The 24,416-nt window shown below is 41.7% G+C and carries 18 protein-coding genes and 1 pseudogene; 12 read left to right on the top strand and 7 right to left on the bottom strand.

All coding sequences use genetic code 11. The features are described 5' to 3' along the window. Positions 1-104: 104 nt before the first annotated feature. The 6 genes from PR799_RS15400 (at position 105) to ugpQ (ending at position 7,231) form a co-directional block, all read left to right on the top strand. Positions 105-1,676, top strand: a complete 1,572-nt coding sequence (locus tag PR799_RS15400; RefSeq protein ID WP_272522661.1) for an AbgT family transporter — start codon at positions 105-107, stop codon at positions 1,674-1,676. Between the two features lie 629 nt (positions 1,677-2,305). Continuing rightward, entirely contained in the window at positions 2,306-3,619 is a 1,314-nt protein-coding gene (ugpB, locus tag PR799_RS15395) for a sn-glycerol-3-phosphate ABC transporter substrate-binding protein UgpB (protein WP_272522660.1), read from the top strand. A gap of 69 nt (positions 3,620-3,688) precedes the next feature. Then, complete coding sequence (ugpA, locus tag PR799_RS15390) at positions 3,689-4,576, top strand: sn-glycerol-3-phosphate ABC transporter permease UgpA (RefSeq protein ID WP_154627839.1); 888 nt, start codon at positions 3,689-3,691, stop codon at positions 4,574-4,576. Then, entirely contained in the window at positions 4,573-5,418 is an 846-nt protein-coding gene (gene ugpE, locus PR799_RS15385) for a sn-glycerol-3-phosphate ABC transporter permease UgpE (RefSeq protein WP_154627837.1), read from the top strand. The genes ugpA and ugpE overlap by 4 nt, the downstream gene beginning before the upstream one ends. Positions 5,419-5,420: 2 nt before the next feature. After that, on the top strand, positions 5,421-6,491 hold the full coding sequence (locus PR799_RS15380) for a sn-glycerol-3-phosphate import ATP-binding protein UgpC (protein ID WP_272522659.1): 1,071 nt from the start codon (positions 5,421-5,423) through the stop codon (positions 6,489-6,491). Further along, on the top strand, positions 6,488-7,231 hold the full coding sequence (ugpQ, locus tag PR799_RS15375) for a glycerophosphodiester phosphodiesterase (RefSeq protein ID WP_272522658.1): 744 nt from the start codon (positions 6,488-6,490) through the stop codon (positions 7,229-7,231). The genes PR799_RS15380 and ugpQ overlap by 4 nt, the downstream gene beginning before the upstream one ends. Before the next feature lie 347 nt (positions 7,232-7,578). Here ugpQ and pta read toward each other — a convergent pair whose 3' ends face one another. The 6 genes from pta to PR799_RS15345 form a co-directional block, all read right to left on the bottom strand. Further along, on the bottom strand, positions 7,579-10,812 hold the full coding sequence (gene pta, locus PR799_RS15370; RefSeq protein WP_272522657.1) for an autotransporter Pta: 3,234 nt from the start codon (positions 10,810-10,812) through the stop codon (positions 7,579-7,581). A 475-nt stretch (positions 10,813-11,287) separates the two neighbouring features. Beyond that, positions 11,288-12,658, bottom strand: coding sequence for a class-II fumarase/aspartase family protein (locus PR799_RS15365; protein WP_272522656.1), 1,371 nt, complete (start codon positions 12,656-12,658; stop codon positions 11,288-11,290). Positions 12,659-12,669: 11 nt separating this feature from the next. Beyond that, positions 12,670-14,226: a PTS transporter subunit EIIC gene (locus tag PR799_RS15360; protein WP_006658525.1), complete on the bottom strand. Its 1,557-nt coding sequence runs from the start codon at positions 14,224-14,226 to the stop codon at positions 12,670-12,672. 282 nt (positions 14,227-14,508) lie between these two features. Further along, positions 14,509-15,249 (bottom strand): MurR/RpiR family transcriptional regulator, encoded by a 741-nt coding sequence (locus PR799_RS15355; protein ID WP_154603528.1) that lies wholly within the window; start codon positions 15,247-15,249, stop codon positions 14,509-14,511. 312 nt (positions 15,250-15,561) lie between these two features. Beyond that, on the bottom strand, positions 15,562-17,007 hold the full coding sequence (locus tag PR799_RS15350; RefSeq protein WP_272522655.1) for a glycoside hydrolase family 32 protein: 1,446 nt from the start codon (positions 17,005-17,007) through the stop codon (positions 15,562-15,564). After that, entirely contained in the window at positions 17,004-18,266 is a 1,263-nt protein-coding gene (locus PR799_RS15345) for an MFS transporter (protein ID WP_272522654.1), read from the bottom strand. Before PR799_RS15345 ends, PR799_RS15350 begins: the two co-directional genes overlap by 4 nt. Positions 18,267-18,501: 235 nt before the next feature. On the opposite strand from PR799_RS15345, the gene PR799_RS15340 reads away from it, so the two are divergent. Together PR799_RS15340 and PR799_RS15335 are read left to right on the top strand one after the other, a co-directional pair. Next, the gene (locus PR799_RS15340; protein WP_272522653.1) at positions 18,502-19,497 is read left to right on the top strand and encodes a LacI family DNA-binding transcriptional regulator; all 996 of its coding nucleotides are present in this window, start codon (positions 18,502-18,504) and stop codon (positions 19,495-19,497) included. Between the two features lie 39 nt (positions 19,498-19,536). Beyond that, a complete protein-coding gene (locus tag PR799_RS15335) occupies positions 19,537-20,460 on the top strand; it encodes an aminoimidazole riboside kinase (RefSeq protein WP_272522652.1) in 924 nt (307 codons plus the stop codon). Positions 20,461-20,588: 128 nt separating this feature from the next. On the opposite strand, the pseudogene PR799_RS15330 reads toward PR799_RS15335, so the two are convergent. Then, positions 20,589-20,687: pseudogene (locus tag PR799_RS15330) on the bottom strand (DUF932 domain-containing protein); the annotation flags it as partial. Positions 20,688-22,024: 1,337 nt separating this feature from the next. Here PR799_RS15330 and PR799_RS15325 point away from each other — a divergent pair. The 4 genes from PR799_RS15325 to PR799_RS15310 are packed head-to-tail and all read left to right on the top strand — an operon-like array spanning position 22,025 to position 24,412. After that, entirely contained in the window at positions 22,025-22,603 is a 579-nt protein-coding gene (locus PR799_RS15325; protein ID WP_272522651.1) for a fimbrial protein, read from the top strand. A 46-nt stretch (positions 22,604-22,649) separates the two neighbouring features. Next, a complete protein-coding gene (locus PR799_RS15320) occupies positions 22,650-23,348 on the top strand; it encodes a fimbrial biogenesis chaperone (RefSeq protein ID WP_272522650.1) in 699 nt (232 codons plus the stop codon). Further along, positions 23,323-23,877 carry a fimbrial protein gene (locus tag PR799_RS15315; protein WP_272522649.1) on the top strand — a complete coding sequence of 185 codons (555 nt, stop codon included), beginning with the start codon at positions 23,323-23,325 and terminating at the stop codon, positions 23,875-23,877. Before PR799_RS15320 ends, PR799_RS15315 begins: the two co-directional genes overlap by 26 nt. Next, positions 23,843-24,412 (top strand): fimbrial protein, encoded by a 570-nt coding sequence (locus PR799_RS15310; RefSeq protein WP_272522648.1) that lies wholly within the window; start codon positions 23,843-23,845, stop codon positions 24,410-24,412. The genes PR799_RS15315 and PR799_RS15310 overlap by 35 nt, the downstream gene beginning before the upstream one ends. Positions 24,413-24,416: the final 4 nt, after the last annotated feature.

Raw genomic sequence — 24,416 nt, 5'->3', positions numbered from 1 at the left:
ATTCAATTTGTATCAAATTTGTTGGTTTGAATTTATATGCTTGTAATTAGGTGAAGAGAAAAACATTGTGTAATGTTCATTTCTCTTGTTTATAAGGAGAATATATGGAACAAAAAAAACAAGAGGGTAGCCGTTTTTTACGAACGGTTGAATGGCTGGGGAATGCTCTGCCACATCCTGTTATTCTATTCATTATCTTAATTGGGATTTTATTAGTCTCTTCCGCCGTTGGTCAGTACTTTGGTGTTAGTGTGCCGGACCCTCGCCCTGAGGGTGCGAAAGGTCGTGCTGAAGACGGGATTATTCATATTGTTAGCCTGTTAGATGCGGAAGGCATCCGTAAAATTCTGTCTAACGTGGTCACCAACTTTACTGGGTTCGCGCCTCTAGGCACGGTATTAGTGGCTCTTTTAGGGGTTGGGATCGCAGAACGTGCCGGTTTATTATCTGCAGCAATGCGTCTGATTGTTATCAAAGCACCTCGTAAATTAACCACCGTTGCGATTGTTTTTGCTGGAATTATGTCTAATACCGCGGCAGAACTCGGTTATGTGGTACTGATTCCGCTGGCTGCGATTATTTTCCATTCATTAGGTCGCCATCCATTAGCTGGGCTTGCAGCTGCATTTGCAGGGGTATCCGGTGGATACTCAGCGAACTTGTTATTAGGAACCGTGGATCCGTTATTGTCAGGGATCACTCAACAAGCCGCTCGAATTATTGACCCTACCTATATCGTTGGGGCAGAAGCAAACTGGTACTTTATGTTTGCCAGTACCTTCTTGATCACTATCTTGGGTTATTTCATCACAGAGAAAATTGTTGAGCCACAGTTAGGCCCTTACCAAGGCGGTGGTGTTGATGAAGATGAAGATAAGCTCCGCGCCTCAGCTGAAGTGACGCCGCTTGAGAAAAAAGCGCTGTTCTGGGCATCAGTGACTTTCTGGGGATTAGCGGCAGTATTAGCCTTAATGGTGGTACCGGAAAGTGGAATTTTACGTAATCAAGAAACAGGGTTAGTGAGTAATTCACCTTTCTTAAAAGCGATTGTGGTGTTTATCTTTATTTTCTTTGCGGTTCCAGGGATTGTTTACGGCTATATTGCAAAAACCATGCGCAGTGATAAAGATGTGGTTGATGCGATGGCAAGCGCAATGAGCACTTTGGGTCTCTATTTAGTCATCATTTTCTTTGCAGCACAGTTCGTTGCATTCTTTGGATGGACAAATATCGGGCAAGTTATTGCGGTCAAAGGCGCTAATTTCTTAAATAGTATTGACCTACACGGTGGAATATTATTTGTTGGCTTTATTCTGATATGCGCCTTTATTAACTTGATGATCGGATCAGCTTCTGCTCAATGGGCTGTGACAGCACCGATATTTGTACCAATGTTAATGTTGGCAGGCTATTCCCCAGAAACTATCCAAGCGGCTTATCGTATTGGTGATTCTGTGACCAATATTATTACACCAATGATGAGCTATTTTGGCTTGATTATGGCAATCGTCGTCAAATATAAGAAAGATGCAGGGATTGGTACCTTGGTTTCAATGATGCTGCCATACTCGATTATTTTCTTTATTGGTTGGTCTCTGTTCTTTATTATCTGGGTGTTTATTTTGGGATTACCGGTAGGGCCAGGCTCACCAATTTACTTTACGCCTGGAAGTTAATCTAATAATTAATCTATAAGGGTAAATAGATTTCTATTTGCCCTTTTTTATTTATTGATACGTGCATTCATAATTGGCTATAAAACGATAGTCATAAAATGGCTTATTTGGTAGGTTATTATTAGTTTGTATATTTTATCGGATTAAATATTTGTTGTTATCTCTTTATTACCCTAAAATTAAATGAGAAATTAAATTTATTTTCATGATTATGTCAAGAATGGACTTGTTCTCAAGTTTGTTTTTATTTATGTGTTATTTTAAATAAAAATAAGGTGAATAATATGTATAGAATGACAATGACCGCAAAATTATTTCTGGTATCTTTTTTTGCTTTTTTATTTATTTTTCCTATTTTTTGTTATTTAATCATTTTTCAATAATCAAGAATTCATTATTTAAATTAAATGGAGTGTTTATTTTCGATATAGCGTGAAAATAAAACACGTCGATTGTCATGTAAACGTCATTTGCTAGAGATATGGTCGTCATCAATCTGTCATGTGTTGGCGATATTTCTGTCATTTCTCGGTGATAAATTCTCTCTCGAACATAAACTGCGTGAATTCGCACATTTTAGTGTAAATCTCTGCGGATAAACTTCAGTCATTATAAAAGAGAGAATTGGCATGGCATCTATCAAACAGTCCGCTTTAGCAATGATGTTAGGCTTGGCTTTTAGTAGTCAAGGAATGGCAGTCACCACAATCCCATTCTGGCATTCAATGGAAGGTCAGCTTGGCGAAGAAGTGAATGACCTTGTCACTCGCTTTAATGAAACTCACCCAGATTACAAGGTGGTTCCTACTTATAAAGGGAACTACGAGCAAAGCCTAGCTGCGGGGATTGCGGCATTTCGTTCTGGCAATGCGCCTGCGATATTACAGGTTTATGAAGTTGGTACTGCGACGATGATGTCATCCAAAGCTATCAAACCTGTCTACGAAGTTTTTCAAGAAGCCGGAATTGATTTTGATGAATCTCAGTTTGTGCCTACTGTTTCGGGCTATTATAGTGATGCAAAAACAGGACACCTGTTATCTCAGCCTTTCAATAGCTCTACTCCCGTTCTTTATTACAATAAAGAAGCCTTCAAAAAAGCGGGTTTAAACCCAGATACCCCACCTAAAACATGGCAAGATCTTGCTCAATATACTGAAAAATTACGTGAATCAGGAATGAAATGCGGCTATGCCAGCGGTTGGCAGGGCTGGATCCAAATTGAAAACTTCAGTGCATGGAACGGGTTGCCTGTCGCATCGAAGAATAATGGTTTTGACGGCGCAGACGCGGTATTGGAATTCAATACTCCAGACCATGTAAGGCATATCGAGCAGCTGCAAGATATGAATAAAAAAGGCACATTCAGTTATTTAGGGCGTAAAGACGAGCCAACTGAGAAATTCTATAACGGAGATTGTGCCATTATTACTGGCTCCTCCGGTTCTCTCGCGAATATTCGCAAGCATGCTAAGTTTGATTTTGGTGTTGGCATGATGCCTTATGATGCACAAATCCCAACGGCACCACAAAACGCTATCATTGGCGGTGCGAGCCTGTGGGTGATGGGCGGTAAAGATCCTGCCACGTATAAAGGCGTTGCAGAGTTTATGAAATTCTTAGCTGAACCTGAAAATGCGGCGAAATGGCATCAAAATACCGGATATTTACCCATTACAACGGCAGCGTATGAGTTAACGAAAAAATCCGGTTTTTATGACAAAAACCCGGGAGCAGATATTGCGACTCGCCAAATGTTAAACAAAGCTCCATTGCCTTACACCAAAGGATTACGCTTAGGCAATATGCCGCAAATTCGCACCATCGTGGATGAAGAGCTAGAGTCCGTGTGGTCAGGTAAAAAGACCCCACAACAAGCCCTTGATGCCTCTGTTGAGCGTGGTAACCAATTACTGCGCCGTTTCGAAAAATCCACTCAGTAATGAGTTCTTTCGCCCCTCTTGATGGAATTAAGAGGGGCGCTGCATCACATCTGATTTATTGGGTTGCTTATGTCATCATCTCGTCCCGTCTTTCGCTCCCGCTGGTTACCTTACGCGCTAGTATTACCACAGCTAATCATTACGGTGATTTTCTTTATTTTACCTGCTGGGCAAGCGCTGTGGTATTCATTACAAAGTATTGATCCTTTTGGGTTATCCAGTGAATTTGTGGGGTTAGAAAACTTCACTCAACTCTTTAGCGATAGCTACTATGTAGACTCCTTCTATACCACAATGATTTTTAGTGCTTGGGTGGCGGGAAGTGGGCTTGTAGTCTCGCTGTTTTTCGCGGCTTTGGTTGATTATGTGGTAAGAGGAAGCCGTTTTTACCAAACATTAATGCTGCTGCCTTATGCTGTTGCCCCTGCTGTTGCGGCAGTTTTATGGATGTTTTTGTTTAGTCCCGGCAGAGGATTGATAACCTATGGTTTGGAATCCATTGGCTATGACTGGAACCATGCCCAAAATAGCGGTCAGGCAATGTTTTTAGTGGTTTTAGCCTCAGTTTGGAAACAAATCAGTTATAACTTTTTGTTTTTCTTCGCTGCCTTACAGTCTATTCCTCGCTCTTTGATGGAAGCAGCCGCTATTGATGGCGCTGGGCCTATCCGTCGTTTCTTTAAAATATCCTTACCATTAATTACTCCAGTGAGTTTCTTTTTGCTGGTGGTGAATTTGGTGTATGCCTTCTTTGATACTTTCCCTGTGATTGATGCGGCAACGGGCGGGGGGCCAGTACAAGCGACGACGACACTGATTTATAAGATTTACCGTGAAGGTTTTTCAGGGCTCGATCTCTCTTCATCCGCAGCACAATCCGTGATTTTAATGGGTTTGGTGATCATCCTAACGGTGATTCAATTCCGTTTTATTGAGCGTAAGGTACGTTACCAATGATTGAGAAAAATCGTGGGCTGAGCGTATTCAGTCATTCAATGCTGGTAATTGGGATTTTAGTGATTTTATTTCCGCTGTATGTGGCTTTTGTTGCCGCGACACTCGACGATAAAGCGGTCTTCGATACCCCTATTACCCTAATACCTGGCTCTCATTTATGGGAAAACATCCTGCATATTTGGAATAACGGCGTGGCAGTGAATAGCGCCCCATTTTGGTTGATGTTGGTGAACAGCACCATTATGGCGCTGGTGATAGCGATTGGAAAAATGACGATTTCGATGTTATCGGCTTTTGCCATCGTTTGGTTCCGTTTTCCGTGTCGTAGTTTATTTTTTTGGATGATTTTCATCACGTTAATGTTACCTGTCGAAGTGCGAATTTTTCCCACGGTCGAGGTAATTTCTAACTTAAACATGGTGGATAGTTACGCAGGGCTAACCTTGCCATTGATGGCATCCGCCACGGCGACCTTTTTATTTCGCCAATTTTTTATGACGTTACCGGATGAATTGATTGAGGCTGCACGTATTGATGGAGCTTCTCCTATGCGGTTTTTCGTCGACATTGTGCTGCCGTTGTCCAAAACAAACTTAGCGGCGCTGTTTGTGATCACCTTTATTTATGGTTGGAACCAATACTTGTGGCCGATCTTGATCGTTGCAGATCCCAGCTTAGGAACCGCAGTTGCGGGGATCAAAGGCATGATCGCATCGGGTGAGGGTACGACGCAATGGAATCAAGTTATGGCGGCAATGTTGCTCACGCTTATTCCTCCGGTTCTTGTGGTATTAGCTATGCAGAGGGCGTTTGTGCGTGGCTTGGTCGATAGTGAGAAATAACCATGGCAGAATTAAAACTTCAAGCCGTCACCAAAAGCTGGGACGGAAAAAACCAAGTCATTAAGCCGCTGACAGTGGATGTGGTGGACGGCGAATTTATCGTGATGGTGGGGCCTTCTGGGTGTGGTAAATCTACGTTACTACGGATGGTGGCAGGACTCGAGCAAGTCACGAGTGGTGACATTTGGATTGACCGAAAGCGGGTCACACATCTCGAGCCCAAAGAGCGTGGCATTGCGATGGTATTCCAAAATTACGCTCTGTATCCCCATATGAGTGTTGAAGAAAATATGGCATGGGGACTAAAAATTCGTGGGCTAGGAAAAGAGATTATTCGACAAAAAGTGGCGGATGCTGCACGGATTTTAGAGCTTGATGGCTTATTAAATCGCCAACCGAGAGAGCTTTCTGGCGGCCAGCGCCAACGTGTGGCAATGGGGCGTGCCATCGTGCGTGACCCAGCCGTATTCTTATTTGATGAACCGCTTTCTAACCTTGATGCAAAGTTGCGGGTACAGATGCGCCTTGAATTGCAACAGCTCCATCGTCGCTTAAAAACCACCAGCTTGTATGTGACACACGACCAGGTGGAAGCGATGACTTTGGCGCAGCGAGTGATGGTGATGAATAAAGGTGTAGCAGAGCAAATCGGTTCCCCAGTTGAAGTGTACGAGCGTCCTGCTAGCCGTTTTGTGGCGAGTTTTATTGGCTCCCCCGCCATGAATTTGCTGGAAGGAAAACTGAGTACGGATGGCTCTCATTTTGAGCTTGAGGGGGGAATGCAACTACCGCTAGGTCAAACGTATTTACAGTGGGTAGGGCATGCGCTAACGTTAGGTATCCGACCGGAACATTTACAGTTAGGCTCTGAATCGTCAGGGGGGATCCCGCTGATAGTAGAGACCCTTGAAATGTTAGGTGCTGATAATCTCGTGCATGGTCAGTGGGCTGGGCAGAAAGTCATTGTACGCTTAGGGCATGAGCATCGCCCTGCGATTGGCTCTACGCTATGGCTTCATCTCCCTGTTGCTCATCAGCATTTTTTTGATACTCAATACGGACATCGTTTATGAATTTTTGGCCCTATCCTAAAATTGTCGCCCATCGTGGCGGCGGTAAATTAGCCCCCGAAAACACCCTTGCGGCGATTGATGTCGGGGCGAAATATGGTCACACCATGATTGAGTTTGATGCCAAGTTATCTCGCGATGGTCAAATTTTCCTTCTGCATGATGATACCCTTGAGCGCACGAGTAATGGGTATGGAATTGCAGGGGATTTTGACTGGAGCCAACTGGTTAAAATTGATGCGGGAAGTTGGTATAGCCAAGAGTTTGCCAACGAGCATTTGCCGCTACTATCGCAAGTGGCTGAGCGTTGTCAACAACATCGCATGATGGCGAATATTGAAATTAAGCCAACCACAGGCTTGGAGATTGAGACAGGAACCGTGGTGGCATTAGCGGCTCGCCAACTCTGGCAAGGGCAAACTACACCATTACTCTCTTCATTTTCCATTGAGTCCCTTGAAGCTGCTCAAGCCGCGACGCCTGAATTGCCACGCGGTTTATTATTGGAAGAGTGGCGAGAGGATTGGCGTGAACTGACAACGCGTTTAGGCTGTGTCTCTATCCATTTAGACCATCTCTTATTGGATAAAGCTCGGGTCGAGCTATTGAAGCAAGCGGGCTTATATATTCTGGTGTATACGGTGAACTCCCCTGAGCGCGCCAAATTATTATTAGCGTGGGGCGTTGATGCCATTTGTACTGATCGTATTGATTTAATCGGTCCAAATTTTCCCGCAGAGTAAATTAAAAAATGCGTTTATTTTGAATGACACCTTAATTAGCAATACGCTGATTGAGGTGTTTTTTATGGCTAAAATAAGGAAATAATTTTATTAAAAGCAACGAGTTAGTTAGTCAAGTCATTATCGGAAATTAGGACTAACCAACGCACTTATACCCAAGTTTTGACCAGTTTAAAACTAGGCTTAGATATTGATATCATTAGTCAAATTACAGGTTTATCCCATTCTGAAGTTCAAGCTATGCGTTAATTAACATACGCTGTATTTATCGAAAAACTGTATTGATAAAAAACGGTGAAGGGCGGAATCAACATAAAATTGACTCCGCCCTTTTTTAATTAACTGAATTAGAAGTTAATTTTTAATGTCGCGTTCACACCGCTGGAGCTCACGTCACTGTTATATTGACCTTGGTAAGAAACACCGAAAGTCGTGGATTTATTCAGCTGAGCATCAACCCCTAAGCCCACGCCAAATAAGTTATCTAACTTGCCACCACGAATTTTGGTTTCGCCAGTGTCAGACAGGAACAACATCGCTTCAGGGCGAGTATCACCAAATAAATGGCTCGCAGACACGTCACCTTTCAGTGTGAGATTTACATTACCCGCGCTGAATGGATAGCCGCCACGTAAACCAACAGTACCGACTTGGATATCTTGGTTGTCAGTTTTGGTGGTGAATTGCATATTACCCACTTGCTCATGCAAATTGTCGCTAGTCACATGCAGCCAGTTAAATCCAGCATAAGGCTCAACAGAATAACGATCATTATTCAGTTGGGTATAGGCACCTTCTACGAAGAACTGAGTAATTTTCGCATCATAGCTGGTGGAGTTATAACCGGACTCTTGGCCTACCCACAGCGTGCGTTTTGCATCTCTGTCTTGGTTTGTATGAGTGACACCGTAGTTAATGGCAGCAACATCCTTGATATTCGACACCCCGTAGGCACCAACATGCAGGTCATTGCTGTCAATTTTACCGTACTCATGGGCTTTATATTTAGATGAACCAGCCCCGAAGAACAGACCCGCTTTGGTGTGAGTGGCCACATCAATTTCTGCACCGACTAACGCTGCGTAGAAATCGGTGTCCATATTGCTGTAACCATAGTCAAGGTTGCCCCATTGACCAACACCCGTCATCCAAATACGCGCATTGCTGTTTTCAATATTGGCATAACGACCATGACCCACGCCGATAGCCTGATCTTTCACGGTACGAGTTAGACCTAATACGTTCACCACGCTGGCATTGTTTGCATTAAGGTACATATCACTACCGAGTGATTGATAAGTATTACGAAGGTCACGTTCGCTCATCGGTAGTGTTGCATCAAACAGCTGACCTTTAGCATTACTTTCTAATGCATTGGCAATTGAACGACTATTCTCATTATTGGCAAATGAAGCAAATGAGGTATCCGCTTTTTTGCTCAGAGAGCCTGTAATGGTGTTGTCTTTTACGGAAACGTCTTTTTGGAATAGCGCATAATCATCTGCGGCAGCATTATTGGTATTTGCTGCGAGCATTTTGGTTTTAGCGCGGTTGTCGGCTAAATTATCTGCGTTAACCGTACCTTGGATTGAATTATCATTAAGATAAACGTCTTTCAGTTGCCCAATATTATCAGCAGCAACGTCCAGTTTAGCGCCTTGATTTAAGGTCATATTACCGACATTCACATCATGACCTGCGGTGACTAAATAGGTTCCTTTGTCGTTGATGTTGATATTGGCTTTATGGCTTTCATTGGAGACTAACTGACCTTTCTGCGTAAATTGGTCATTATAGCGATTAAGAACACTCAACGAGCCGCCGTTAACGTTCACGTCTGCAGTACCGAAGGATTCAGTAAAACCGTACAGAGAGCCTTGTTCGACGGTTGTACCACCACGGTAGGTGTTATCCCCTGTCATTACCAATGTGCCTTCACCCGCTTTGACTAAAGAGCCATCATACAGACCTGCATCGATTTTGGCTTGGATGGCCTCAGCACGTTTTTGGTAATATTCCTGACGCCATTTTTTAGCATCTTCTTTATCGACAATGTGAGACGTCGGGTCTGGGTTGCCATCGTTTACCACGAAATCGGTACCAAGATTATAATCGCCACCGGCATCGATACCGTGGGCTTTATAATCGGCTAACCATGCTAAATCTTCGGTTTCACGCTGATCTAACGCGGCTTGGTTGATGTCGTTTGTCCAGACATCGAGAGGTACTGCATCCAGTTGATATTCGAATTTACCTAAGAATTGACCGGGACCATACATACCTTTTTCGAGATCCGGTGTACCCCAACCATAGCGCTCATCAGGTACACCATCAGCGGATGTCCAACCTTTATAGAGGCTGCCATCTGGGTTGTAACGGTTGGCAGTTGTGAACATCACATCACGAACTTGCAGGGCATTCATGGATTGATAGCGGGACATTAACACGCCCATCGCACCAGTGACGTGCGGCGCTGCCATTGAAGTACCGCTAAAGGTATCCCAACCCGGATTACCGTTTTCATCCACAACGCTGGAATAGATATAGCGGCTAGGCGCAACGACGGTCCACCATTTGGCATTACCCGCTTCGTTGAACATACCTTCAATTTCATAGCCTGTTTTGTCTGCCGTTTGTTTTAATCCAGCAACCGCAATCCAATGTTTCTCAGCTTGTGGATTGAAATAAGGGTAAAGAGGGCGGTAGTACGGGTTTTTGAAATCGCGGTTGCCTGTGGTGAAGACTTGAACAACATTGGTGCCTTTCACGGCATCATAGGCGGCATCCACAAAGGATGGATTATCCCCGTAGATTTTTTTGAAGTAGAAATATTCGTACTCAGTTTGTTGAGTGGTATCGACTGGTAAATGTACGGTGGTGTTACCGCCATCAGGGCCGACTGTTTTCCCTGCATCAATAATTCTTGGGTTGGTTCCCCAGCTGTTATTGATCACTTGGGCACCTGCATCCACCATGGCTTTCCAGCCTGTATAGAAATATTGGTAATCTTGATAAGGGCCGTAGTTATTGCTGTCGGTAGCTCCAGTGTTGCCAACGTAGACATCAGAGCCCCATGCGACCCCATGCATTCCTTCGCCATCACGGTTAGCGCCGACGGTGCCTGTCACGTGGGTGCCGTGAGTGTCATTCACGCCTTTGATCCAATCTCCAGTCACATCGAAAGCTTGGCCTTTTTCATAGTGACCGCCTAATTCTTGAGGATAACGCATCCCCGTGGAGCCGTACTCACCTTTGGCTTTAACGGCGTGGAAGCGGGAACCACTTAGCTCTTGGTGAGATAACAGCGCGCCTGAATCCATTACGCCAATTTTAGCGCCTTGCCCATGATATCCCAGTGCATAAGCACTGGAGGCATTCATGGCGGCTAAACCCCAGTCATTTTTATATTCTTGGCTTTCCCAGCTATTTTTATCACCGAGCTGCCCTGTTTCAGAGTAAGCCAGTGTATAGCCAGAAAATAACAGCGCAGAAGTAATAATAGACAGCTGAAAAATATTTTTATTGATTGCAGCTTTATTTTTATAACGAGAAGATGACGCAAATTTATGTGCTTTGTTCATTCTGATACCTTTGTTATCAATCAAAAAACATCATTAAGAATCAAAAACAGAATCGCAGAGATAATCTGTGTTTTATAAAAATAAATACTTGAACGACATCTCAAAATCTTTTTATTTATCGAAAAAGTAGATTTATTGACTAGTCAATCACATGAAGTGCAGATTAATAGAACGTGAAAAGAACAAATTAAATGATAGTTCTATGTGGGGAATTAAATTAATTTTTGCTTTTGAATACAAGAATTAAAATTTAGATAAATTTGTTGAGAATAAATCAGATGTGGTAACAAATTCATATTATTTATTAACAGTCATTCTTGCTAATTATTTTTTAAGTATTAATGACTAATTTAAAGTAATGAACTATCTTTCTATTATTTAGCAATATTCATATTTTTATAACCAAAAAAAGCCGCCATTGTTTTCAAATGACGGCTTCAAAGAACGACTTTACGTTAAATTATTAAGCGAATAATTACTGATAAAGCTGTTTAATTTCTTGGGCTGCCGCTAAACCACGTTTCGCTTCTTTTTCTGCGATTTCCACCGATAGACCAATATACGAACGTGGGTCTAGCATTGCTTTGATTTCATCATTGCTAAATGCCGCCGTAATGGTTTCGTTCTTGGTGAGGTTAGTGTAGAAATCCTCGCCATCCGCTGCGGTTTTGATAGCTTCTTCATACAGTAATGAGTGCGCTTTATCTTTACCTAGCTTCTCAGCCATTTTCATCATTACGTATTCGGTATTATCTAACCCTTTATTTCTCAGAACGTTATGCAGCATTCTCTCTTCGTGAGGTACCAGAGTTCTCGAAAGCTCTTCGGTTCTTAATAAAATTTCAGTGGTCAGTTCCAGCGCTTCTTCGATAAGCCCATCGAATAACATATAAGAGCTGCTATCACCTTCATACGGTCTGACGGCAGAATACATCCCAACACTCGGTAACGAATACAGTTTTTGGGCGTTAGCAATAATCCCTTTCGCCAGTTTCGGGTTGATTTTGTGTGGCATGGTGCTGCTGCCCACAGTGCCTTTGGTGAATCCTTCAGACACTTCCGCTATTTCTTCCAGCGTCGTGCTGTATACTTCTTCCCCGATTTTATGGCAGATATTCGCCATCAGCGCTAAGTTTGCCATGTACTCTAATTTATGGGTGCTTAGGTTACGTGATGGCACTTCCATCGCATGCATACCCGTCAGTTCAGCAACGCGTTTTTGCACTTCTAAACCAATCCCCGGCATAGAGTTAAACGCGCCCACAGCACCACCCATCATGATGGTAAATACGCGCTTTTCACACTCTTTCATACGCTGGTAGCAGTCGATGAAATCGCTGATCCACACGGACACTTTGTACCCGTAAGTAATTGGGATAGCGTGGCGTCCATGGGTTCTGCCCGGCATCACCATATGCTTAGTTTTTTCAGCAAGACCCGACAGGTTTTCGATGATCTCACTTAACAGCAACATAAATTTATTATGTACCGTTTTCATCATGTACAGCTGCGAGCTTTGCTGAATATTTTGAGTGGTAATTCCGTAATGGATGTATTTACCACTCTCTTCAGAACAGGCATTCACCAACACTTTTAAGAAGGGAACGAAGCCGTGCCCAATTTTTTGGTAAATGCGGCTCATCTCTTCAAAATCAATGTTTTCAATAACCGCTTTTTCTTTAATTTCATCGGCCGCTGATTGGGGAATGAACCCCGCTTCAGCCTGCGCTTGAGCTAACATGGATTCAAACATCAGCCAAGTATTGTATTTGGCTTCATCCGATAACAGGGCTTTTATACCGCGGTCATCGATGGTTTTACTCTTAGAATCATATAAGGCTCTCATCATATATCCTTTTATTTCTTCATGAACTCATCAACAGCGTTGCGAACAAATTCAACTTTTGGTCCATACACTACGTGGACGTGGTTTGCCGATGGAAAGAAGAATGCGGTACATCCTGATTCCAACATTAAATCTTTATCAATTTTATTCACTTCTGCGACATCAATACGCATACGGGTAATACAGTTATCTACGTTACGAATGTTCTCTTTACCGCCTAAGGCTTCAACAAGGATCTCAGCGATTTCGCCATAACGTTTTTCTTTAATTAAGGTATTTTTCAGGTTGCTCGACTCTTCACGACCTGGGGTTTTGATATCAAATTTGATAATCGCCCAGTAGAAGATGAAGTAAGTTACAACCGCTAGACCACCACCAATCAGGACTAAGAATATCCAGTTAGTGTGCTCGTACAGCAATCCAAAGATAGTGAAGTCAAACACGGTTCCACGGATATACCCGATAGCAACCCCAGCGAATGACAGTAACACTGCACCAATACCGACGATAATGGCATAGATTAAGTACAGCAGCGGTGCGATAAACACGAAGGTAAATTCGAGCGGTTCGGTCACGTTACCGAGCATCGCGGTCAATACCATGGTCACCAACATCGATTTAACTTCAGCACGGTTCTCTTTCTTCGATGTTTTATAGATAGCTAATGCAATCGCAGGGAACAGGAACAGCGTCACCAGCATTTGTTGCTGCGCCATAAAGCGCGTCAGGCTTGGCATCATTGCCCAGTATTCACTACTTGGACCTTGCTTAAATAACACTTCCGTTAAGGCTGGAACGACACCGACAAAGGTTTGTCCATCAATAACATAGGTACCACCCGCTTCGGTAAATCTAAACAGAACGTTCCAAACGTGGTGTAACCCGAATGGAATAAACAGACGCTCACCACCAGCGGTAAAGAATGGACCGACAGGGCTTAAGAATACGGCGGAAAGCTTCATCAAGCCTTGCACTAACACTTCCCAGATAAACGGTAATGTTCCGCCGACCATGATCATTAAGCCGACCATGATAATCGCGACTGACTTTTTACCCGAGAAGAAGGCGAAGGCGGTCGGCAGCTCGAGGTTATAGAATTTATCGGTGGCCCATGCACCAATTAACCCTGTAATAATCCCCCCAGCGGCACTGATGTTTAAGGTTTGAATACCTAAAACTTTAATCTGTCCCACTTGACCCATAATCGCTGGATCCGCCAATTTACCCGTGAGCACCAACCAAATATTCATGGTGATGATCAACGAAAGGTAACCCACAACGGAGGCGAAGACCGCGATCCCCTTATCGCGCTGGCTCATGCCGTAGGCAACCCCCATGGCGAACAGTAATGGGATGTTGTCGAAGATAACGCCCGCAATAGAACGGATGCTGACAAGTAATGCGTTAACGGTTTCATTGCCGAGGAAAGGGAATCGAGCAATCATATAGGTTTGAACTAATGCACCACTGATCCCCAGTATCATACCAATTGGAGCCAGAACCCCGATTGGCAGGAGCAGTGTCCTACCAAAGCGCTGGATTGACTCACCGAATTTTCTTTTAGCCATATTTTTTCCTAATGACGAAGAATTATTGAAATTAACTGGAATACTAGCACTGGGTTTTTTAAATGAAATGATGTTACGGTTTTAAATATTATCTCAGGTCACAGATTAAGACCTAGGTCATTAAAATTAAATAAAGCTTTAAAAATCATATTAATAATGATTTTGCTATAAATGTGTTATGGGTTTTTTAAATAAATAATTATTTGAAAAATCACAAAAATAATTGAATGAAAAGCACTCAGCTAACCTTAAGTTAAATAAATAAGGTGGGAGGGAGTTTATTTACAGCAGGTTTTCCAATTCATTAATTAATAAATCCACCAGAATAAAAAATCCGGTTCTGGATTTAGAATCATCCCGTTTGGTGTCATAGCTGTCTGCGAAGCAGAAAAGGGTGTTATTGGCGTAGGCAGTGAGTTCGTTGGTGTGAAAGGCGGTCATACTGATGATGTTGGCTTCTTTCAATTGCACGATTTTAGCGGTTTCGATGATTTTCTTGGTTCCACCAGACAGCGAGATAAAAATCACTGTGTCATTTTGGTTAACCAGACGAGTAAAAGAGTCGGAGAGATTGTAATCGTTGATAAAAAAGCAGTGTAATCCAAGAGAGAAGAGCAAGTGTTCAAGATAATAACCAACGGCTTTACTAGTGCCACGTGCGACTAAAAATATATTACGAGAGCCGCGTAATGTTTTCGCACAGTCGCGAATTTGCTCTTCATTAATCAAGGTGAAGGTTTTATGGATATTATTTTCAAGCTGCTTTTTATAAGAAGCGGGGTTCTTTTTTTCCGCTTTATTCTGCGAAAGTATATGGTTATTAATTTGGAATTTGAGTTCTTTAAACCCACTAAAACCTAATTTCTGGGACAAATTAATAATGACAGTCTTAGATACAAACGTTTTGGCGACTAATTCATTAATATTTAAGTAGGGAATATCGGCAATATTATCGGTAAGATATTTTAATACTTTTTTTTCACTGACGGTTAAGTTGTCATAATTCTTTAGAAAATCCAGCATATCTCACCTGATCAATAGAGTCTCAAAAGCCCATTTTAGTCTGGGTTCGCGTGTTATTTATGATGATATCGACACTGTGTGAAGTGAGCCAAAGCTCAATAGAGTTGATTATACGTTAAAGCCGTATTTTATGCAGGTTTTCCGAGAGTTTTTTTGATGTGAATGACTTATAAGGTCGATAATAATACTTATCTATTTAAGCTAAGAATATAAAAATGAGACGGACCTCAACCAGAGTCTAAAAGATTAAAAACGCCTTGTGATAAAGCACATCACGAGGCGTTTTTGTTTATCCCAATTCCTGCTCAATCATTATTTGAGTTGCCAAAGCGTTCCTTCAGAAATAACCGCGCTGCCATGAGAAGCAAATAACATTAGCTTGCGCGCATTAGGCTGGGGATATATACGGCTAGACATTGCGGCGTCACCATCATTGACAAAGACTTCAACGGAGGAGCGGTCGATAAAAATACGCAATGAAAGTTTATCGCTCGCAGGTAATGGAATGCTGCGATAACCGTCCAACTCATATTCTGGGTAGTGCCGCCAGAGCACTAAGCGCTGGGATTGGCTATCAATATACAGCTCTAATCCATCGCCCACTTTATTACCTAGCGCTATGCCATATCGTTCTGCATTGCTTTGGCTTATATCCCAAACGAGTTCTAACTCGATGGCACTGGAATGGTCGAGTAAAACTTCCGTATTACTGATCGAGTGCGGCTCAATGGGTTGGCTCTGTTGGCGCAGTGATTTGGTTTCAATGACTGGGCGTTGGCATAAATGCCCATCTCGTTCAAATAACTCGCGTGGTAAGGTTAAGCAGCCCGCCCAGCCTTCTTGTTTGGATGGCATGGCAGATTCCCACATATCCATCCAAGCCATAATGACACGTCGCCCATCCGCTGCCGTGAATGATTGTGGTGCGTAGAAATCGTGTCCATTATCCAGTTCAGTAAATTTTTGGCTTTGTATAAAGGCGCTTCCTTGTTGCCAGTGACCTTGAATTACGCCGGATTGGAAGCGATTACGATACTGATAACCTGTATTTTGTTGGATGCCTTGTGGTGAAAACATCAAATAGTGGTGGTCGCCACACGAGAAGAAATCTGGGCATTCCCACATATAGCCACCATCAATGTCAGCATGGGCGAGGATTCGATCAAGTTGCCATTCGCGGAGCGAGTTACCTTTATAGAGCAGTGTTTGCCCACAATTTGCTGCGTCTCGTGCACCTAGTACCATCCACCAAGTGCCATTTTCTTGCCAAATTTTAGGGTCACGAAAATGCATAATGCCATCAGGAGGCGTTAGTACAATACCTTGTTTTTCAAAGTGAATACCGTCAGTACTGGTTGCTAAGCATTGAACTTCACGGATAGCGCTATCGTCACCGGCTTCTTTTAGCCACACATGCCCTGTATAAATGAGTGAAAGGATTCCATTATCATTTACAGCACAACCCGAAAAACAACCATCACGATCATATTCATCACCGGGCGCTAGCGCGATAGGCTGATGTTGCCAATGGATCATGTCATGGCTGGTGGCGTGACCCCAATGCATCGGCCCCCAATCAGCACTCATTGGGTGATGTTGATAAAATGCGTGATATAACCCATCAAAGTAGATCAAGCCATTGGGATCGTTCATCCAGCCAGCGGGGGGCGCAAGATGGAAGTCAGGGTAATAGGTGTTTCCACGTTGAGCTTTAAGTTGCTTAAGGGCAAATTGTGCTTGCTGAAGTTTCTGTTTCATAGTTCCACCGTTTTTTTCGATGTTGTCATACGATTGACGGTTGATGCGTCCTCTGATTGCAGAAGAACACTTGAAATTATCGTCATGAAAATGACGATAGCGGCGAGGATCATATAGGTATCTGCAAAGCCTAAAGTGTCATAGCTGTACCCCGCGAGCGGGGATAAAAATGAAGCGCAGAGCGACGCTACAAACTGGAAACCCACTAAGTAGATGGTTGCAGATAAACGTTTATCAAATACGGATGTAATGTATTTAAATAATGAAATTAATAGGATAGGGAGTTCAACTGCATGTAGCAGTTTCATAAATGAAATTGTGATTGCATCGTCGGCAAGCCCCGAACCTAAAATGCGCAGTGCCATGATGACACCGCTCAAAAGCAGGCCTCGCTTTGCGCCAATTCTATTGACGAGGAAAGGTGCTAAGAACATCCCTCCCGCCTCTAAGAAGACCTGAAGCGAGTTTAAGTAGCCAAACATCTCATTGCCTTCGTTTTGGTTAGCAAACAACGAGGCAAAATAGACCGGAAATTGTTGGTCGTAGACGTTATAAACACTCACTCCGCAGACAAATATCACCAAAGACCAAAATGAACGCATGCGTAATAACCCCAGCGCATCAGTGATAGTCAGTGACTGAGTTTTGCCGAACTCAAGCTCATTCATGGTATGAGGGCGAACATTGCGTAAACGCCATAACAGGATGATGAACAGCAGTGCGCTGGCAGAACCCATAGCAAAGTTTAAATTGGGGTCGATATTAAATAATAACCCAGCAAAAAAGGTGGCGCCTGCCCAGCCCAGTGAACCCCACATACGGGCACGACCATATTCAAAACTCGCAATGCGGCTAACACGTTCAGTGTAGGATTCAAGGGCGCCAATGCCGGCAAAGAAAGTTGCGCCAACATAAATGCCCAATGCGGAAGCTCCCGCAAAAATGTTCCATTTTAATAACGGGGTACAGACAAAAATAAACCAAGGTCCGCTGATTAATAGCAATCCACCCAGAAACCATAATAGATTTTTGCGTAAGCCAAGTCTGTCCTGGATAAACCCGTAAAGAGGCTGAGCACAAAATGCGGTTAGGCTGATAACAGAAAAAATAATACCCGTATCGGTGCCTTTTAGGCCAATTTTTTGACTGAGCCACAGAGATACCAAGGAAAACACGGATGACCATGTCCAAAAGAAAGTAAATAACAAACCACTTAATGTGAGATAGGCATGCATGTTAGCGCGTGTTTTTTTGCCCATAGATATTCTCCTACTGTCAGAATGTCTATATTGTTAATGTTAACATTCACTTTATAAAAGACGGTATAGTGCATAAATATGATGTTAATCACCAATGTTAACATTAACATTGGCGGTATGTGAGGGATGTCACAGGTTTCTTATTCTCGCAATCATGTGGCGATTTATTGGTTGGTATACTCCGATGAAAAGACGTTGGATCCAAAGACGTTGAAAATAGAGTAAAGAGGGCAAAATGGTACTCTTAAAAGATGTCGCAAAGCTGGCTGGTGTTTCAATGATGACGGTCTCTAGAGCTATCAATAATCCTGAAAAGCTGAAAAAAGAGACATTAGAGCGCATTCAAAAAGCCATTAATGAAACGGGTTATACGCCTGATCTTTCAGCTCGCATGATCCGCGGTACACGTTCAGGACAAAAGCCTCGAACGATTGGGGTATTGGCGCTAGATACGGCAACGTCTCCTTTTTCTGTCGATATCACGCTGTCTATTGAAGAAACGGCGCGTTCACACGGTTGGAATAGCTATGTGGTGAACATGCTAGAAGGTGATGATCCTGAAGCCATCGCAAGTCTACTTTTTTCTCATCGCCCAGATGGCATTATTTACACGGCAATGGGACTTCGACAGGTTGAAATTACCAAGCACATGATGAAAGTGCCATTGGTACTTGCTAACTGTGAAAGCTTAAATGTACAAACTGCTAGCTATGTACCTGATGATGAAGATGGCCAATATAACGCGGTGAAAGGGCTATTAAATGCGGGATACCGCCAGCCGCTGTGTTTATATCTCCCAGCCAGCCACCCAGCGACTCTCCGCCGAGCTCTCGGGATTAAGCGTGCTTGTGAGGAGCATGGAATTAATGCGGATGCGTTATCTCATCATTTTTTAAGTACAAAAAATTATACAGATATTCCTGAGATTGTACGCAATCAGATCCACCATGGAAAAGCGAGTTTTGATTCAGTTATTTGTGGAAACGATCGGATCGCATTCATCGTTTATCAGATCTTGTTAGAGAGTGGATTGAAGATCCCAAAAGATGTCGCCGTTGTGGGTTACGACAATATGGTTGGGATCGGTGAATTATTTATTCCACCGCTTTCGACGGTACAACTTCCCCATTATGAGATTGGTAAGCGCAGCGCGCTACATATCATTAATGGGGAGACGCATCGAGAAACCGTCTATATTTCATCGCCTTGGTTACCAAGGGATTCAATTTAATCATACTGACCATTTTCAATATTGCCTTTGGAGTTATTTATGACCGATAAAGTGTGGGTTCTCGGTGATGCTGTAGTTGATTTGATCCCCGAAAGAGAAGGCTGCTTACTTCAGCTTCCTGGCGGGGCGCCTGCGAATGTTGCAGCGGGGATTGCTCGCCTTGATGGAAAAAGCGGGTTTATTGGTCGTGTCGGAGATGATCCTTTTGGCCGCTTTATGTGCCGCACGTTAGAGCAAGAGAAAGTGAACACCGACTATATGAAGCTAGACCCGCAACATCGTACATCAACGGTGGTGGTTGAACTGGATGAAGAGGGAGAACGAACTTTTACGTTTATGGTTCGTCCCGCAGCAGATCTTTTTTTAGAAGTCGAGGACTTACCCGTATTTCAGAAAAATGAATGGCTACATGCTTGCTCTATCGCGCTGAGTGCTGAACCGAGCCGCAGTACCACATTTTATGCCATGGAAAAAATCCGTAGTGTGGGTGGACGCGTTAGTTTTGATCCTAATATCCGAACGGATCTTTGGCAGGATGAAAATCTGCTACGTGAATGTTTACATAAAGCGCTAACTTTCGCCTCGGTGGTGAAGTTATCCGAAGAAGAGTTATTTTTCTTAAGCGGAAAAACTGATATTCAGCAAGGTATTGCACAGCTTTCAGCACAGTATTCTTTTGATTTGCTGCTGGTCACTTTAGGTAAAAATGGGGTGATGGTGTGTTGGCAGGGAGATATCCTGCATTATTCTGCTAGACCCGTAGTGGTGGTTGATACGACAGGTGCGGGAGATGCTTTTGTCGCAGGTTTACTGGCAGGGCTGGCGGTGTATGGTCTGCCGCGTGATGAAGACACGCTGGGTGTGATTATTGGGCAAGCTCAAATTTGTGGTGCGTTAGCCACGACTGCGAAAGGAGCAATGACGGCATTACCTTATCGGCAAGCGCTACAAAAGAGCCTTTAGTATGATTTTGTTTTTATGGATATTGTGAAAATGCAGCAAGGACGGAAATATTTATCAACGTGATTTGCCAGAAAAGCAAAAAACCGTCACTAGGGGGAAAAGCCTTCTTTTTGAAGGCTATTGAGTCATGCTATGGTGGGAATATAGTAGTATTTTTTATTGTGAGAGACATGTTTATCTTCTGAAAATACACTCGGTATAGTGCGAAATAATTCTTCGGTGGTTAACCCTTTGTGATAATTCCTTGTAGTTAAATCTCATCATACGGGTCTGTCGGAAGTCGGATGCGGTAGTATACATGTCCAGTTCTGAGGAAGGACTGGCTGGGGCCCCTTCCTCAACATCCCAAATGTCTGAGTGGCCAACAGCAATCTCAATTTGTGTCAAGGCCATAAATGAAACCATAGTCTTAAATGTATGTTTCATTTTTAATGCAACTTAATGTGATATAAATCAAAAAACATCAATGACTTAAGCTAAATTTAATGTCATTAAATGTCATCGAAATAACATTTCGACATGTTTTTTACACTTCGATGTGTTGAATACATAATTGTTACCAATCGTGTAATGAAAAAATAGAGGTTAACTTATTGAGGTTTATTAGTATTTTCATATTCTTCACGATGATTCTTTCGGTTTTGATAATTTTTAAAATGTAACTATGAAAAAATATTTTTTTCAACAGATAAATCTAAAGCTTACTCTTAATTTGAGATTTTATGGGGTTTATGACTGGTCGTTTAAGCCGTATTATGAGTAAGGATATTTTAACCTATTGTAATTTATTGATTTTAACAAAATCAACGTAGGAGTAATGTGTAAATTATGCCTTGTATGAAAATACTGCCAAATTTAGCCCTATTGTTTTTTACTCCTGATTTGTTTAAAAATAAAAGCAGATTCATGGTGATGTATTTATTTTATTTAATATTTTTGAAATTGATTCTTATTTAATGTTTTAAGGTTTATTAATGAGTTTAAAAAAAGAAGCTGAGTTATCTGGGCTTAACAGTGAATTTAATTTATTATTTAAGAAATATAATCCTATAATTCAAAAATCATAGTTAGATTAATTTTCTCTTTATTAAATAAATATCTAAATCTTATTTCAATTAAATAATATTAATATTTAATGAGGGGTAAAATTGTATGGTTGAAAAATTACTTAGAAAAGAACTAGAGATTTAGTAATGATTTAACAACAAGACATCATGTAATTAAATAGCAGAATACCATCATTAAAAATAGATTTAAATAAAAGAGTAAAAGGTGGTTGGTTTATTATTATTCTTGTTAAGTGAGAATGCATTTCATTTAAATGATAGAAAAGAAAAAATTAAAATTATACGAAATAGCAATTTTGTATAATTTTATTTAATTTATTATTTTCTGCTTTTCTGAATCGATATTTGAATAAATATTGCAAATTTGGTTTTTTTTAATCAATCGAAATTTGCGAAGATAAATAGGCTTTAAATAGTTTTATATAAAAATTAAGTGTAAGAGTAATTCTGTCTCCATGTGGTGTCGTACGTTTATATCATTATAAAAGAGGTTCAATATGAAAATTAAATTAGCATCTATTACTGCATTAATGTTAGCCGCTGGTGTTGCAAGCTCTGCAATGGCTGCAACAACAACAACGGTTACGTTTAAAGCGCAATTACAGAAAGGAACTTGTGATATTGCAACAAGCTCTGGCGCTATTGTTGATTTCGGGGTTTTCACTGCTGATAGCATTACCCAAGATCCAACAACATCTATTGCTAAAAAAGACTTCAACTTAGTATTAACGAACTGTGCAGGTGCTGAAACTACTTCTGGCGCATTAAGTTTATACGCAGATGGTCAAGCAAGTATTTTTAATCCAGCGCTGTTCGCAAACACGGATGCAAAAACATTAGCAGTCGGAATTAAAACTAACCCGACTTCAGGTGCAGCGACTGAAATTAAACCAAACCAATTAATTAGTGTTAATCAATCATTGGTTATGAGTAAGGATGGAGAAGGTGCTGTCACGGACGTTGATGGTAATGCAGTAAATCTATTACCAATGCAAGCAGACTTGTTCGCACTTAATGGTGCTAACGATACAGATATTTTGAATGTACCTGTTATCTTTAGCGTCGCTTATAACTAATTAAAGTAGGGTGATTACAGTTTTGTAATCACCCTAATAAAAGCCTATGAAAAATACACTGTCGTTAAAAATTTGGCTGTTGATTATTTTATCTAATTTCTTATTGTTAAATAACTTTGCTTATTCTGCTGGAGTCGGTATTGATGCCACGCGTATTATTTACTCGCAAGGTGAAAAAAGTGTTTCTGTGACACTCAGAAACAATGATGAAAAAACGAATTATCTCACGCAAATAGCGATAGCGAGTGAGCAATATCCTGATGCTTTTGAAGTCGCGCCACCCTTATTCCGTTTAGACAAAATGAGCCGACAAGATGTGCGTATTATGTTAGTTAATAATCAACTGCCTAAAGATAGAGAATCGGTTTTTTATTTTAAAGCCCGAATGGTACCAGCGAGAGATAAAAATAGTGAAGGGGTGATTATCGGTTTTGACAATATTATTAAATTATTTTATCGGCCTACCGATTTAAAGCAAACAGCTAAAGAAGCACAGTCATCGCTAGTATTTAAAAATGCTGGTAATAAAACGGAGGTTATCAACCGTTCACCTTATTACATCAGTCTATTTAACGTGACGTTGAATAATAAAGCGATAGCCATTAATTCAGACAATAAAAATAATATGATAGCACCATTTTCAAGTATTAATTTTGACCTAAAAGCACCAAAAGGAGCGATAGCAAAATGGACCGCAATTAATGATTTAGGAGGCTATGATGGTTACTCAGCAGAAATTCAATAAATGTTTTTTAGGGTTATTATTGCCCGCGGTTTTATTACCTAATATCAGTTTAGCCGATGAAAGTGCAACGATTTATTTTAGTGGCACAGTGGCTAATGCCACGTGTGAATTTGCCGCTGATAGCGATCAAGAAGTGATATTTGATGAACCTTTTAGCAGTAGTGTGCTGAATGCGCTGCAGCCGGGTGAAGAAAGTGATTATCGTAAATCCTTCATGGTGGAATATAGCTGTGAGGGCATCTCTGATGATACAGAGTCTATCGATATCATCATCACGCCAGTCAGCAGCACGCAAATAAAAAATAATGTGTTGTATGAAGACGACGATATCAATGTGGGATTTTTATTGATGAATTGTGGTGATGACAATGGTGCATGTGAGGAAGTGATTTTCTCGGGTGATGAAGCTACTGTCGAGTCAGGGACCGGCGAGCATTATTTTGAAGTCGTTGCTGCAAAAATTGATAATCAAACCATAACATCAGGTGATATTGATGCTGCTATTGAACTCTCACTGCAAATACCATAACAAGAAAAAATATTTGATTATTTTTTCTTGGGTGTTTTCTTTATTGCTTTCTGTGCAAACAAAAGCGGATAACGACTCTATCCGGTTTGAATTTACGGCTTATGTTGACCAAGAGCCATGCGAAATTATTGTCGAAGATCTTTATGCTGCTACTGATGAAATTGATTTCGGCATTGTATCAATGCAGGAAATTATTGAGCAAACACAGAAGAAGCAATTCGAAATTATTTTGCAAGACTGCGAAGGTGACTTTTCAACTAGCTCCATCAAAATAACCTCTGGAAGCACCGTTGATGGCTCAAATGATTATGTCTTTAATAGCAATCCTGATGCTTATTTTGGTGTCGCTATTATGGATGAAGATGAGCAAGAGAATTTTGCTGTGGGTGATACTGTTTTTGATGATATCGAAGATGGCGATGAACACATAATATTAACGGCGGTACTAGCTTGTTATAATTTGGGTAACAGTTGCTCAGAAGATGATGTAGGTGAATTCACGGCACATGTCACTTTTAGTTATTTCTCAGATTAAGGCG

The sequence above is a fragment of the Providencia sp. PROV202 genome (assembly GCF_028479565.1).
In the GTDB taxonomy this organism is placed as follows: Bacteria; Pseudomonadota; Gammaproteobacteria; order Enterobacterales; family Enterobacteriaceae; genus Providencia; species Providencia zhijiangensis.
Note: the sequence above shows the minus strand (reverse complement) of the source record. Positions and strands in the feature narration are given on the sequence as shown.